Consider the following 13,741-nt stretch of genomic DNA (forward strand, 5'->3'; position numbering starts at 1 on the left):
CGTCATTTTTTCGGGGACGGCCCCATTTTTCAAGTGGAGCGTCCCAGATGCCCTGGTTCATTCTTCTCATCGCTGGCCTGCTCGAAGTCGCCTGGGCGGCCGGTCTCAAGTCCTCCGAAGGTTTCACGCGCCTGTGGCCGTCCGTGTTCACGATCGTGACCGCGCTCGGCAGTTTCGCGCTGCTCTCGTACGCCATGCGTCAGTTGCCGCTCGGCACGGCCTACGCCGTCTGGACGGGTATCGGCGCGGTGGGCGCGTTCGTGTTCGGCATCGTCATGATGGGCGAGGCCGTGAGCGTCGCGCGCGTGGCGAGCGCCGCGCTGATCGTGCTCGGCATCATCGGGCTCAAGCTCAGTTCGGCGGCCTGAGGGGACGCCTGAGCGGCGGCGCGTTTGCGCACGCGGGCTTTTGCCGCCCGATTGGCCACACGAGCGGCCGTCCGACTGGCCGTCCGCTGCCGCGCCGCCTTGCGCGCAATGGCATCCTGGCCGCGATCCAGCGCGCATTTTCCCCACATTTTCGGCAAAAATCGCGGGTTTTGGCGTGGCGCGCACGCGCAACACCGCTGCGGCGGCGCAGCGAGCGTGGCTATAATGGGACAGTCATCAACCGATAACACTCCGCGCCGCGGATAACGCGAGCGCCGCAGCCCGATGGCGCCGCGTCTGGCGAACCGGGCGCTGCGTTTGCGCCAGATTCGTGGGGGACGGCGCCGCGCGAGCCTCGCGCGAGGAGGCAGTCATGCTCGAACCGATTTCGATTGCCGCGGGCCTGTCCTGGGGCAGCGGCCTGCGCCTCTATCTCACGGTCCTCATGGCCGGCGTGCTTCAGCGCCTCGGCCTCATCCATCTGCCCGACACGCTCGCGGTGCTCGCTTCGCCCTGGGTGATCGGCATCGCCGCCGCGCTCACGGTGCTCGAATTCCTCGCCGACAAAGTCCCCGCGTTCGACTCGCTCTGGGACGCGCTGCACACTTTCATCCGCATTCCGGCCGGCGCCGTGCTGGCGGCGGGCGCGCTCGGCCACGCCGATCCGGCCGTGCTGACCATCGCCGCGCTCGCGGGCGGCACACTCGCGGGCACCGCGCATCTGGCCAAGGCCGGCACGCGCGCGCTCATCAACCTTTCGCCGGAGCCGGTCTCGAACGTGGTCACGTCGAGCGCCGAGGACGGCATGACCTTCGTCGGCGTGCTGCTCGCGCTGTTCGTGCCGCTGCTGTTCCTCGTCATGCTCGCCGCGTTCCTGCTGGTGGCGACGTGGGCGCTGCCGCGTCTGTGGCGCGGCGTGCAGGGCGGTTTTCGCGGCATGGCGACGCATATGGTCTCGCGTTTCTCGCTGCGGAGCCGTCACGATTGAACCTGCCGAATTCGTCCTCGCCGTCTTCTAGCCCCGTTTCCTCCCGATCCACCACGCGCGCCGCCCCAGGCTGGGGCGACCTCGTGCGCCTCGCCGCGCGCATGACCGCGCGCGACTGGCGCGCCGGCGAACTGACGATGCTGCTGCTCGCGCTCGTGCTCGCGGTGGCCGCGCTCGCGAGCGTGGGTTTTCTCGCCGATCGCCTGCAACGCGGACTGGAGCGCGACGCGCGCCGCATGATCGCCGCCGATTTCATCGTGCGCGCCGATCATCCCGTCGATCCGGCGTTCGCGCGCGAAGCGCAGTCGCTCAAGCTGCAAACCGCCAATACGGCGATTTTCCCGAGCATGGTGAGCGCGGTCGGCGATGGGGCCGGCGCCTCGGGTGTCCCGAATGCCGCTTCGGCCGCGCAGACGCCCACGCGGCTCGCGGCGGTGAAATCGGTGTCGGCGGGCTATCCGCTGCGCGGCGCGCTGCGCATAGCGAGCGGCCCCGGCGCGCCCGATCACGCGGCGCAGGGCATTCCGCCGTCCGGCACCGTCTGGGTCGACGATCAACTGCTCGACGCGCTCAAGGTCCACGTCGGCAGCCAGGTGCGCGTCGGCACACGCACGTTCACGATCGGCGCGCTCATCACGCGCGAACTCGACCGTGGCTTCTCGTTCGTCAACTTCTCGCCGCGCCTGATGCTCAACGAGGCCGATCTCGCCTCGACCGGCCTGACGGGCTACGGCAGCCGCGTGACGTATCGCCTGCTGGTGGCGGGCGCGGATCCGGCCGTCGCGCAGTTCGCGCAATTCGCGCACGCGCGCGTCGATGGCGGCAAGATGCGCGGCGTCGGCCTCGAATCGCTCCAGGACGGCCAGCCGCAGGTGCGCCAGACGCTCGACCGCGCGCGCCACTTCCTCACGCTCGTCTCGCTCTTGACCGCCTTGCTCGCGGCCGTGGCGATCGCGATGGCCGCGCACCGTTACACGCGCCGTCACCTCGACGGCTGCGCCGCGATGCGCTGCCTCGGCGCGAGCCAGCGCACGCTGCGCACGCTGTTCGTGCTCGAATTCGCGGGCCTCGGACTGGTGGGCGGCGCAATCGGCGTGGCGCTCGGTTACGCGGGCCATCTCGCGCTGCTCGCGTGGCTCGGCACCTTGATCGACGTCGCGCTGCGGTATCCGGGGCCGATGCCCGCGCTCGAAGGCGTCGCGGCCGGGCTGGTCCTGCTGCTCGGCTTCGCGCTGCCGCCGCTGTTGCCGCTCACGCGCGTGCCGCCGGTGCGCGTGCTGCGCCGCGAGTGGGGCGACGAAAGCCGCACGGCGTGGGCCGCGTACGCGGTCGGCATCGCGCTGTTCGCGGGGCTGCTCGTGATCGCGGCGGGCGAGGTGAAGCTCGGCGGCATCGTCGCGGGTGGTTTCGCACTCGGCCTGCTGGTGTTCGCGGCGCTCGCACGTCTCGCGCTGTGGGGCGCGGCGCGCATCGCGCGCAGCCAGCGCAACGGTCTGGAGGCACGCGCGGGCGTGGGCTGGCGCTACGCGCTGGCGTCGCTCGAACGGCGGCCCGGCGCGAGCGCGCTGCAGATCACCTCGCTCGCGATCGGGCTGATGTGTCTGCTGCTGATCGCCATGACGCGCAACGATCTGATCGAAGGCTGGCGCAAATCGACGCCGCCCGACGCGCCCAACGAATTCCTCATCGACATCCAGCCCGACCAGCGCGACGCGGTGGCCGCGTGGCTCTCGCAGCACGGCGTCGCGAGTCCCGATCTGGAGCCGATGGTGCGCGGCCGCCTCATCAGCATCAACGGCAAGCCGGTCGATCCGGCGCAGTACAAGAGCGAGGACGCGCGCCGTCTCGTCGACCGCGAATTCAATCTCTCGTACACGACGCAACTGCCCGACGACAACCGCATCGAGGCGGGCCAGTGGTACGGCGAGACGAGCGCGCCGCAACTGTCGATCGAGCAGGGCCTCGCGAAGATCCTCAACGTGAAGCCCGGCGACGTGCTGACCTTCGACGTGACCGGGCTCGAAGTGACCGCGCCCGTGACGAGTCTGCGCAAGCTCGACTGGGGCTCGTTCAAGGTCAACTTCTTCGTGCTGATGCCGCCCGCGCTGCTGCACGATTTTCCGGCCACCTTCATCACGAGTTTCCATCTGCCCGACGCGCAACGTAACGTGGTGGACGGGTTGGTCGCGAAGTACCCGAACGTGACGGCCATCGACGTCGGGCCGATTCTCGCGCAGATCCAGCGCGTGCTCGAACAGGTGATCGGCGCGGTGCAGTTCCTCTTTATCTTCACGCTCGCGGCGGGCGTGCTGGTGCTCTATGCGGCGCTCGCGGGCACGCGCGACGAGCGCATGCGCGAGTCGGCGCTGTTGCGTGCGCTGGGCGCGTCGCATCGGCAGGTGAGGTCGGTGCAGATCGCGGAGTTCGTCGCGGTGGGCGCGCTCGCCGGACTGATGGCGGCGGTCGGCGCGCAGGCCGTGGGCTACGTGCTGGCCACGCGCGTGTTCGATTTTTATCTCGCCTTCGATCCGTGGCTCATTCCCGCGGGCATCGCGGCGGGCGTGGCGTGCGCGGGCGTGGGCGGCTGGGTCAGTCTGCGTCACGTGCTGGCGCGGCCCGCGCTGCAATCGCTGCGGGACGCGTGAAGCGTGAAGCATGAAGTGGTCGTGCGCGGCGGCGTTTGTTTTGAGCCGGTGCCGTTCGCGCACGTTCCGTTATAGGATGCCGGTGCTTCTCACGCCGACACCATGACCACCGACTCGACTGACTCGACCCGCGCCGCGGCCGCGCCGCCGCTGCGCTTTCTCGACACCTATCTCGCCGCGCTGCTCGCGCGCGCGAGTGCGCTCATCTCCGACGAATTCCACGCCACGCTCGCGCGCAAGAAGATTCCGGCGCTGCAATGGCGCGTGCTCGCGTGTCTGTCCGATGGCCCGTTGCCGATGGGCGATCTCGGCCGCCTGATCCTCGCCAAGCAACCGACCGTGAGCAAGCTGATCGACCGCATGGAAGCGGCGGGGCTGGTCGCGCGTCAGGACGATCCCGCGAGCCGCCGACGCACGCTCGTTGCGCTCACGCCTTCGGGCCGCGCGCTCGCGGCGGAGCTGATCGCGCTGGCGCTGGAGCACGAGGCGTCGGTGCTGCTGCCGTTTCCGCCCGAGTCGGCGAAGCTGTTCGTCGAGATGCTGCGTCAGTTGATCGAGCAGCATTCGAAGTAACGCACCGACTTTCGCCTGCGCCCGATCGCCTTCGGCACGCCGCGTTACAGCGCGAGACTGCCCGTGCTCGTGCCGCCGCACACATAGAGCGTTTGACCCGTGACGAAGCCGTTTTCCGGCGCCGCGAAGAACATCGCGGCGCGCGCGATGTCGTCGGGCTGGCCGAGGCGGCCGACCGGAATGCCAGCTGCGATCTGCGCGACCTTGGGACTGTCGGCGGGGACCACCGCATGGAACATGTCGGTCTGCACCGGGCCGGGCGCGATGGCGTTCGCGGTCACGCCGAGCGGCCCGAGTTCGAGCGCCCACGTGCGCACGAGGCCGAGCATGCCCGCCTTGGTCGCCGAATACGCGGTGCGCGTGGCGAGCCCGAGCGCCGCGCGCGACGAGATCAGCACGAGCCGTCCGAAATGCTGCGCGCGCATCGCGGGCAGCATGGCCTGGGCGAGCGCGATGGGCGCATCGAGATGCAGATGCGCGAGCGCGAGCAGGTCGTCGTGCGTGACCTCGGGCAGCAACGCCGCGCGGATCACGCCCGCGTTGTGCACGAGCGTGGTGGGCGCGTGGCGCGCGGCGACCTCGGCGGCGGCCGCGCGTGTGGCGGCGGCGTCGCAGAGATCGACTTCGACGGTGTGCAAGCGCGCGTGGCCCGGCGCGTCGGCGCGCAGATCGAGCGAGATCACTTCGTAGCCCGCTTCGAGCAGATGCTCGACGATGGCGCGGCCGATGCCCGCGTTGCCGCCCGTAACGAGGGCGGCGCGGTGCGACGTGGCGTGTTGGCTCATGGCAGCAGTCATATCAGTCCTGGCGTTTTTTCAGGGCACGCGTATCGATGCAGCGCGAGCTGCCGGGCAAGGTGCGCGCGAGTTCCTTGAGCGCGGCGCGCTGCACTTTCTGCGTGCCGGTGAGCGGCAGCGCATCGACGAACGCGACGTAACCGGGCGCCTTGAAGTAGGCGAGCTGCGCGAGACACAGCTGCGCGAGTTCGGCGGCGAGCGGCGCGGCGGCTGCGTCGGCGACGGTTTCGCGCGCGATCACGCAGGCGAGCACTTCGTCGCCGCGCACGGCGTCGGGCGTCGCGGCCACGGCGACGTCGGCCACGCGTGGATGCTTGCGCAGCACGCTCTCGACCTCGACCGCCGAGATGTTCTCGCCGCTGCGCCGGATCACGTTCTTCTTGCGATCGACGAAATAAAGCTGGCCGTTGGCGTCCTGCCGGACGATGTCGCCGGTATGGAACCAGCCGCCTTCCCATGCGGCGGCCGTTGCTTCGGCATCCTTGAGATATTCGCGGAAGAAGCCGCGGCGCGGATGTTCGCCGCTCGCGCGCACGAGCAGTTCGCCGGGCGTGTTCACACTGACGTCGCGCCCGTCGTCGCCGACGATGCGCACGTCGAGCGCCGCTTCGGGCTTTCCGAAACACGACTGGCCGATATGACGCGGCTCGCGGTTGGCGATCACCACGGCGCCCGCGCCGGTTTCGGTCATCGCCCAGGCTTCGAGCAGGGGCAGGCCGAAGCGCGTTTCGAACGGCGCGTGCAGCGTTTTATCGACGCCCGCGCCGAAGCCGAAACGCACCGCATGTTCGCGGTCCTGTGCGCTTTCGGGCGCGCCGAGCAGCATCGCGGGCATCACGCCGAGATAGTGGACGATGCTCGCGCGCGCGGTCCGCACGCTGGCCCACCACGTTCGCGGATGAAAGCGGTCGAGCGCGACGATCGCGCCGCCCGCGAGGATCATCGCCATGGTCGAATAGGCCATCGCGTTCATGTGCGTCATCGGCAGCGGTGTGACGAGGCGCTCGACGCCGGGACGCAGCGCGCACAAGCCGCCGATGCCGTTGTACCACTCGCCCGCGAGCAGGAAATATTCGTTGGGCAGCACGCACGCTTTCGGGCGGCCCGTCGTGCCCGAGGTGTAGAGCAGGGCGCATTCGGTGTCGGCGTCGGGCGTGGCGGCTTCGGCTGACGTGGCCGCGCGCGCGATCGTTGCGGAATCGGCTTCGCAGATCGAGACACTGCGTTGCGCCGCGAGCGCCGCCGCGTGCAGATCGGCGTGACGCGCGGCGGGCGCGACGGCGAGATCGAGTTCGCTGTGGCCCGTGATGTACTCGAGTTCGGCGGCGCGCAATTCGGTCGAGAGCGGCACGACCGAGACGCCGAGCGCGTTGAGCGCGAGCCAGTGCAGGAAAAACGCGGGCCGGTTTTCGAGCATCAGTCCTGCGCGATGACCGGCGCCGAAGCCCGCTTCGCGATAGCGCGCGGCGAGCGCGTCGACGCGTGCGAGCGCTTCGCCGTAGCGCAGCGTTTGCGCGTCGATGCCGTAGATCGCAGCGGTTTCGGGCAGCACGACGAGAAAATCGTGATCGGGCCAACGCGCGGCGCTGGAGGCGAAGGCCGCATAAACGCTGGCGTGGCGAGACGTATCGGATGAAATCAAGGCGCGCCTCACAGGAACAGTTGCACGGACGGCAGCGCCGCGTCGCAGTTGAGCAGATCGACGCGCTTTTCGCGGATGCGCAGCGCGCCGTCCCGCTCGACGACGTGATGGCGCACGATGCCCGTGAACACCAGTTGCTCGTCGCCGCGCGCTTCGGCGTAGAAGAACGGTGTGCGCAGGCGATAGCCGTCGGCGTCGGCGGATTCGATTTCGGGGCGCTGCATGACGTGCTGGCAACGGCTCTCGGGCTGCTGCGAAAACGCACGCGGCTGCTTGAGGCGTTCGATGCGCAGCTTGAGCAGCAAGCGGTCCTCGTACATCAGCGAGGCGTGATTCAGGCCGTCCTGCTGGCCGTGCGCGAGCGGTATCCAGTAGAGGCCGTCTTCGGCGAACAGCGTGTACCAGGCGTCGAACTGCTTGTCGTCGATGAGGCGCGCCTCGCGATAGACGAAGTCGGCGAGCGTGTCGCGCAGCGCGGGATCGTGGGCGTGGGTCATCGCGGGGTTCCTGTTTGCTGGGGCTGCGCTTGTGACGTCGCTTGCGGCTCCATATGCCGCGCCCAGGCGCGGAACTGGTTGCGCATCGAGATTTCGCTCGTGCCGTTCACGGTGAGATCGGCGGCTTGCGCTTCGTCCGCGCGATAGTCGCGATGCAGGCTCACCCAGTCGTTGCCGTTGGCCGCGAGCCCTTCCTGGATCGCGCGATACGCGTGCAGATCGTCGTGGCCCACGACCGACATCGGCGAATTGATCAGCCGCGAGTAGGTGAGCGTGCGTTGCAGCAGCGCGTCGGGCGCGCCCTTGAGGCGGAAGGTCCACGACTCGATCAGCGTCTTGTCGGGCGCGATCGGACGCACGACGCGGATCGCCTGAATCGCGCCCTTGATCGTGAGGCTCGGGTAATAGACGGTGTTGTGGCGCGCGGTGCCGAGCACCTGTTTCGCCTTCTCCTCGCCCCACGCGGCGATCAGTTGCTGCTCGTAGTCGGGCACGGACGCGTAGCTCGAATGAATCGAGAAGTTCACGCCCGTATAGCTGTGGCCGTGCTCGAATACGCGCACGCCCATGCCGTCGAAGAAGCCGTAATCGGAGACGAAGGGCACGAACTGCTCGATCGCCATCGGCTTCGGTTCGTCGGCGGGTTTGCCTTCCCAGAGTTGCTTCGCCGTGCCCGCCGACGACTCGTGCGCCACCATCGGATGCATCGTGTCGTTGAGATTCTCGACGAACATCTTCCAGTTGCAGTTGTGCACGTAGCGCAGACAGCCGCCCGCGATTTCGAGTTCGCCTTCGGGCGAGCGGTCTGCCATGTTGTCGATGGACGACAGCGAAGCGCCGAAATACTCGCTGAACGTGGGGCCTTCATCGGCGAGCCGCACGAACACGAAGCCGCGATAGATCTCGACGTTCGCGACCGCCTTCAGACCTTGCCCCGAGGGACAGTCGGAAAGACGTGTGCCTTCGTAGCCGTTCTTCAGCGGAATCGCGAGCGGCTTGCCGTCGGTTTTATAGGTCCACGCATGATAAGGACAGCGGAAGAATTTCCCCGTGTTGCCGCTCGGCGCGCTGACGAGTTTCGCGCCCTTGTGCGCGCAGCGGTTCATCAGCACGCGTACGCCGCCGTTCGCCTCGCGCACCATCACGAGCGGCTGGCGCGCGATGTCGACGGTGAGGTAATCGCCCGCATCGGGCACCTGGCTCGTGTGGCCGAGATACACCCACGTGCGGCTGAACAGCCGCTCCATTTCGAGGTCGAAAATTTCCTGATCCAGATAGACGTCGCGATGAACCTGATCGGGTTCGACGAGCGCGGCGAGCGCTGCGGCGTCTTCGCGATAGCGGGGCATGCGGGGCTCCTTGGCGTGGGCGTTTGTGTTTGTGTCTGCGTTGGCGTGACGCGTGAGTGACGCGCGAGTGACGCGTTTCAGGCGTCGATGACGAGGCGCGCCGCGCGGGCGCGCGAGACGCAGATGTGCATGACCTTGCCCGCGCGCTTTTCGGCTTCGCTCAGGCAGTAATCGCGGTGATCGACGTCGCCTTCGATCACGCCGACCTGGCAGACGCCGCATTCGCCGCGCTTGCAGTCGTAGAGCGGATCGAGTCCGGCGTCGAGCATCGCATCGAGAATCGATTGCGCGGGCGCGACGCTCAGCGTCATGCCGGACTGACGCAACTCGACTTCGAAATGTGCGTCGCCGGATTTCGGCGCGGCGGCGGCGAACAACTCGGAGCGGATGCGCTCGCGCGGCCAGCCTTGCGCCGTCGCCTGCGCGATCGTCGCGTCGATCAGGCCTTGCGGGCCGCAGACGTAGAGCGGCTGGCCCGGCGTCAGCGAGGCGAGCAGGCGGGTGAGGTCGAAGCGATGCGCGGCGTCGGTTTCATCGTCGCCGTAGAGGTGGAGCGCGTCGCCCGCGAGCGTGCGCAGGGCATCGACGAAAGCAAGCTGCGCGATCGAGCGGCCCGTGTAGTGCAGTGCGTAGCGATGTCCGCGCGACGTGAGTTCGGCGGCCATCGAAGCGATCGGCGTGATGCCGATGCCGCCCGCGATCAGCACGGCGTCGTCGCGTCCTGCTGGCGCATCGTCGAGCGCGAAGGCGTTGACGGGTAACGCGATGCGCAGCGTGTCGCCCGCGCGGACCTGCGTGTGCATCCAGCGCGAGCCGCCCGCGCCGCTGTTCTCGCGGCGAACCGCGATCAGGTAACTTTCAGGCGCGGTGACCGAGGGTGCGAAGTCGATCAGCGAATAGGCGTTCCATGCGCCGCCGCCGGGCGTTTGCACCTGCACGCGCAGATGCGCGCCCGCGCGGTAAGCGGGCAGCGTGTGGCCGTCGGCGGCGCGCAGGCGAAAGGCGGTGACGTGTGCGGTGAGCGGCTCGACGGTCTCGACGATCATATCGAGTATTTCGGCATCCTGAAGGATGGACGCGGCACTCATATCGAGGCTCCTTGCGCGGCGGCGCTGCGGTGGAACGGGCTGCATGTCATGGGGCGTCTCCTGCCCCTCGCTCGTTCGGCGAGGGGGCGGTCGTCGGCGAAATTCCGGTTCTTCGAATCCCGGGTGTGGCCCGCTTAGGTATAAACCCTTTAGATTCGAAAATATGAAAATTCATGTGTTTTATTGGATAATGAAAAAAACCGGCTGTCAAGGCGGATGCGCCCGAGGCCAGAACAGGAGGTTCCATGGAGGCGGATTTCGAAGGCGCCGCGCTGGTCTGCGGCGTGGAAGTGCCGTATCGGCGGCAGGCGCCGGAGCACAGCACGGGCGATCTGCTCGCGCAGGCGTTCGACGCCGCGCTCGCGGAGTCGGGTTTCGCGGCGCGCGAGGTGGACGGGCTGGGCGTGGCGTCGTTCACGCTGGCGCCCGATCATGCGATCGATATGGCGTGGCGGCTCGGCATGAGCCCGCGCTGGTGCATGGACGACTGTCATGGCGGCGCGAGCGCGATCAACCTGCTGCAGCACGCGATCCGCGCGATCCAGCATGGCGACGCGAACGTGATCGTGCTGCTTTCGGGCGATCGTTTCGAGGCCGCCGATTTTCGGCAACTGGTCGAGCACTACAACCTCACGACGCGCACGTATCTGCGGCCGCTGGAGAACGGCGGGCCGAACAGCCTGTTCGCGATGCTCACGCAGCGTCACGCGCGCACGCATGGGCTCGACGCGCGCGATTACGGCGCGCTGTGCGTGGCGCAGCGCGAGTGGGCGGCGCTCAATCCGGGCGCGGTGTATCGCACGCCGCTGACGCTCGACGAGTATCTGAACGCGCCGCGCGTCGCGGATCCGCTCGGGCGTTTCGACTGCGTGCCGGTGGTGTGCGGCGCGAACGCCGTGGTGGTGGCGCGCGCGGATCTCGCGGCGCGGCGCGCGCAAGCGGGACATCCCGCGCCGCTGCGTGTGCGCGCGCTGCAATGCCGCTACAACGTCGATCATCAATCGGGCGACGGCTTGCAGACGGGCCTTGCCGCGCTCGCCGACACGCTCTGGCAGCAGGCCAACGCCACGCCCGGCGACATCGACGTGATCTCGGTCTACGACGACTATCCGGTGATGACGCTGATCCAGCTCGCCGATCTCGGCTTCGCGCCCGACGGCGATCTGCGCGCGCTGATCGCGCGCATCGCGTCGCGCGAACTGGCGGTCAATACCTCGGGCGGTCAGCTTTCGGCGGGGCAAGCGGGCGCGGCGGGCGGGATGCACGGGCTCGTCGAAACGATCCGCCAGTTGCAGGGGCTCGCGGGCGCGCGTCAGGTGGCCGGGGCGCGTCTCGCGCTCGCGAGCGGCTATGGCATGGTGCAGTACCGATACGGCATGTGCGCGAATGCGGTCGTGCTCGACAAGGAGACGTCATGACGCAGACCGTGCTGAATATCGAACGCTGCCGCGCCTGCGCTCAGGCGCTGTTTCCGGCGCGCTATCGCTGCCCGAATTGCGGCGCCGCCGACTGGGCGAGCGAAGCTGCGCCTCGGGGCGTCGTGGAGGAGAGCACGGTAGTGCGCCATCGCGTGGGCGCGCAGGGCGAGCAAGGCGCGGAGGGCGTGCACCTCGCGACCGTGCGCACGGAAGCGGGCGCGGTGGTGATCGCGCGCGCCGAAGCGCCGCTTGAGCGCGGCGCGGCCGTTGCGCTGACCATCGACGAAGACAATCGCGTCTGGGCGCGCGTGTCCTGAGCCTCGCCCGACCTCGCGCGCCTCGCTATGCGAAAATCGGCGTTATCCGGCGGGCGCGCGTGCGCCTTGCCGTCCCCGTTTTTCGTATCGAAACGCATCGAATTCACCCGAATCAACCGTATGACCGATCCAGCCGACGAAGCGCCGCAGCAACCCACGGCCTTCGAACTCGTCGGCGGCGAGGCGCGCGTGCGCGAACTCGTCGACCGTTTTTATGACCTGATGGACCTGGAGCCCGAATTCGCGGGCATCCGCGCGCTGCATCCGCAGTCGCTCGACGGTTCGCGCGACAAAACCTTCTGGTTCCTGTGCGGCTGGATGGGCGGCCCGGACCATTACATCTCGCGCTTCGGCCATCCGCGACTGCGCGCGCGCCATTTGCCGTTCGCGATCGCATCGTCGGAGCGCGACCAGTGGCTGCGCTGCATGGCGTGGGCGATGCAGGACATCGGCCTCGACGAACCGCTGCGCGAGCGCCTGCTGCATTCGTTTTTCGACACCGCCGACTGGATGCGCAACCGTCCGGGTTGAGTTTCGCGGCGGCGCGTTGGGCGTCGTCGTCGTGATCGGCGGATTGGCGGATTGGCGGATTGGCCCGGTGCCTGCGCCGATACAGTCCGGTGCAGGCTCGCGCGAGGCGTATTTTGCGACCGCGCGCGCCTCGCCATAATGGAGGCTCCCGCAGAACGACGAGGAGACGCTTCCCCATGACGACGACATCCGCCACCCGCGCGCTCTTTCGCGACGACGCCTATCTCACGCATTGCGACGCCACCGTGCTGGCCGTGGGCGAGGACGGCGTGCGGCTCGACCAGACCGTGTTCTATCCGCTCGGCGGCGGCCAGGCCGGCGACACCGGCGCGCTGGTGCTCGAAGACGGCACGCGCATCGCGATCGCCGACACCCGTAAAGCCAAATTCGAAGGCGCCACGCCCGACGACGCGCTCCATCTTCCCGCGCCCGGCCAGGACGCGCTGCTCGCGCGCCTCGCGGCGGGCCAGCGCGTGCGCGCCGAGATCGACTGGGCGCGCCGTCATCGGCATATGCGGCTGCATACGGCCAGTCATCTGATGTGTGCGGTGCTGCCATATGCGGTCGACGGCTGCAGCATCACGAGCGACTACGCGCGGCTCGATTTCGCGACCGTGGAGCCGATCGAGCGCGAGCATGTGGAGGCGCGGCTCGCGGAACTCGTCGCGGGCGCGCACGCGGTGGCGACCGAATGGATCACCGACGAAGCGATGGCCGAGCGTCCCGAACTCGTGCGCACGATGAGCGTGAAGCCGCCGATGGGGCTCGGGCGCGTGCGGCTGCTGCGCATCGAGAGCGTCGATCTTCAGCCGTGCGGCGGCACGCATGTGCGCAACACGCAGGAAATCGGCGCGCTGCGCGTGGCGAAGCTCGAAAAGAAGAGTGCGCGCACGCGTCGACTCGTGCTGGAACTCGTCGAATGACTGCGCTCGATCCGCGCGCGAGAGCGGTGCTCGACTTCTGGTTCGGCGCGCCGGATTCGGAGGACTTCGGCCGCGCGCGCAAGATCTGGTTTCGCAAACGCGAGGCGTTCGACGCGCAGTTGCGCGAGCGCTTCGGCGCGCTGCTCGACGCGGCCTGCGCGGGCGAACTCGACGCCTGGTGCGCGACGCCCGAAGGTGCGCTCGCGCTGATCGTCGTGCTCGACCAGTTTTCGCGCAACTGCCATCGCGGCACGCCGCGCGCCTTTGCCGCCGATGAACACGCGCTGCGCATCGCGCGCGAGCTGGTCGCGCGTGGCGACGACCTCAAGCTGCCGACGGCGCAGCATCGTGCGTTTGCGTATCTGCCGTTCGAACATGCGGAAAGCGCCGAGGCGCAGCGCGAATCGGTGCGGCTGTTCGGCGAGCTGGCGAAAGGCGGGGAAGGGGAGGATTACTACGATTACGCGCTCAGGCACGCGAAGGTGATCGAGCGCTTCGGGCGTTTTCCGCATCGCAATGCGTTGCTGGGCCGCGCGTCGAGCGAGGACGAAGCCGCGTTCCTCAGCGAACCCGGCTCGTCGTTCTAGGCAAAATCAGCGCAAAAA

14 protein-coding genes are annotated in these 13,741 nt (G+C 68.5%); 9 read left to right on the top strand and 5 right to left on the bottom strand.

What is annotated here, in order from left to right; genetic code table 11:
• Positions 1 to 47: 47 nt before the first annotated feature.
• The 4 genes from sugE to LDO54_RS34780 all read left to right on the top strand — a co-directional run bounded on the left by sugE (position 48) and on the right by LDO54_RS34780 (position 4,574).
• Complete coding sequence (gene sugE, locus LDO54_RS34765) at positions 48 to 368, top strand: quaternary ammonium compound efflux SMR transporter SugE (protein WP_224016952.1); 321 nt, start codon at positions 48 to 50, stop codon at positions 366 to 368.
• Between the two features lie 373 nt (positions 369 to 741).
• Positions 742 to 1,356 carry a DUF4126 domain-containing protein gene (locus tag LDO54_RS34770; protein WP_224016955.1) on the top strand — a complete coding sequence of 205 codons (615 nt, stop codon included), beginning with the start codon at positions 742 to 744 and terminating at the stop codon, positions 1,354 to 1,356.
• A 101-nt stretch (positions 1,357 to 1,457) separates the two neighbouring features.
• Complete coding sequence (locus LDO54_RS34775) at positions 1,458 to 4,001, top strand: ABC transporter permease (RefSeq protein ID WP_224017100.1); 2,544 nt, start codon at positions 1,458 to 1,460, stop codon at positions 3,999 to 4,001.
• Between the two features lie 102 nt (positions 4,002 to 4,103).
• Positions 4,104 to 4,574, top strand: coding sequence for a MarR family winged helix-turn-helix transcriptional regulator (locus tag LDO54_RS34780; protein WP_224016957.1), 471 nt, complete (start codon positions 4,104 to 4,106; stop codon positions 4,572 to 4,574).
• A 44-nt stretch (positions 4,575 to 4,618) separates the two neighbouring features.
• On the opposite strand, the gene LDO54_RS34785 is transcribed toward LDO54_RS34780, so the two are convergent.
• From LDO54_RS34785 to LDO54_RS34805, 5 genes are all read right to left on the bottom strand, one after another.
• A complete protein-coding gene (locus LDO54_RS34785; RefSeq protein WP_224016959.1) occupies positions 4,619 to 5,359 on the bottom strand; it encodes an SDR family NAD(P)-dependent oxidoreductase in 741 nt (246 codons plus the stop codon).
• A 13-nt stretch (positions 5,360 to 5,372) separates the two neighbouring features.
• Positions 5,373 to 7,013 (bottom strand): AMP-binding protein, encoded by a 1,641-nt coding sequence (locus LDO54_RS34790; RefSeq protein ID WP_224016961.1) that lies wholly within the window; start codon positions 7,011 to 7,013, stop codon positions 5,373 to 5,375.
• Positions 7,014 to 7,021: 8 nt separating this feature from the next.
• Positions 7,022 to 7,510, bottom strand: a complete 489-nt coding sequence (locus LDO54_RS34795; protein WP_224016963.1) for an aromatic-ring-hydroxylating dioxygenase subunit beta — start codon at positions 7,508 to 7,510, stop codon at positions 7,022 to 7,024.
• On the bottom strand, positions 7,507 to 8,859 hold the full coding sequence (locus LDO54_RS34800; RefSeq protein ID WP_224016965.1) for an aromatic ring-hydroxylating dioxygenase subunit alpha: 1,353 nt from the start codon (positions 8,857 to 8,859) through the stop codon (positions 7,507 to 7,509). The genes LDO54_RS34795 and LDO54_RS34800 overlap by 4 nt, the downstream gene beginning before the upstream one ends.
• 77 nt (positions 8,860 to 8,936) lie before the next feature.
• Positions 8,937 to 9,947 carry a PDR/VanB family oxidoreductase gene (locus LDO54_RS34805; protein ID WP_224016967.1) on the bottom strand — a complete coding sequence of 337 codons (1,011 nt, stop codon included), beginning with the start codon at positions 9,945 to 9,947 and terminating at the stop codon, positions 8,937 to 8,939.
• Between the two features lie 245 nt (positions 9,948 to 10,192).
• On the opposite strand from LDO54_RS34805, the gene LDO54_RS34810 reads away from it, so the two are divergent.
• From LDO54_RS34810 to LDO54_RS34830, 5 genes are all read left to right on the top strand, one after another.
• Positions 10,193 to 11,365 (top strand): thiolase family protein, encoded by a 1,173-nt coding sequence (locus LDO54_RS34810; RefSeq protein WP_224016969.1) that lies wholly within the window; start codon positions 10,193 to 10,195, stop codon positions 11,363 to 11,365.
• Positions 11,362 to 11,682: a Zn-ribbon domain-containing OB-fold protein gene (locus LDO54_RS34815; protein ID WP_224016971.1), complete on the top strand. Its 321-nt coding sequence runs from the start codon at positions 11,362 to 11,364 to the stop codon at positions 11,680 to 11,682. Before LDO54_RS34810 ends, LDO54_RS34815 begins: the two co-directional genes overlap by 4 nt.
• 120 nt (positions 11,683 to 11,802) lie before the next feature.
• Positions 11,803 to 12,213, top strand: a complete 411-nt coding sequence (locus LDO54_RS34820) for a group II truncated hemoglobin (RefSeq protein ID WP_224016973.1) — start codon at positions 11,803 to 11,805, stop codon at positions 12,211 to 12,213.
• Between the two features lie 176 nt (positions 12,214 to 12,389).
• Complete coding sequence (locus LDO54_RS34825; protein ID WP_224016975.1) at positions 12,390 to 13,136, top strand: alanyl-tRNA editing protein; 747 nt, start codon at positions 12,390 to 12,392, stop codon at positions 13,134 to 13,136.
• Positions 13,133 to 13,723 carry a DUF924 family protein gene (locus tag LDO54_RS34830; protein ID WP_224016977.1) on the top strand — a complete coding sequence of 197 codons (591 nt, stop codon included), beginning with the start codon at positions 13,133 to 13,135 and terminating at the stop codon, positions 13,721 to 13,723. The genes LDO54_RS34825 and LDO54_RS34830 overlap by 4 nt, the downstream gene beginning before the upstream one ends.
• Positions 13,724 to 13,741 lie beyond the last annotated feature (18 nt).

Origin of the sequence: Paraburkholderia tropica, assembly GCF_914484835.1 — a bacterium.
GTDB classification, from domain to species: Bacteria; Pseudomonadota; Gammaproteobacteria; order Burkholderiales; family Burkholderiaceae; genus Paraburkholderia; species Paraburkholderia tropica_A.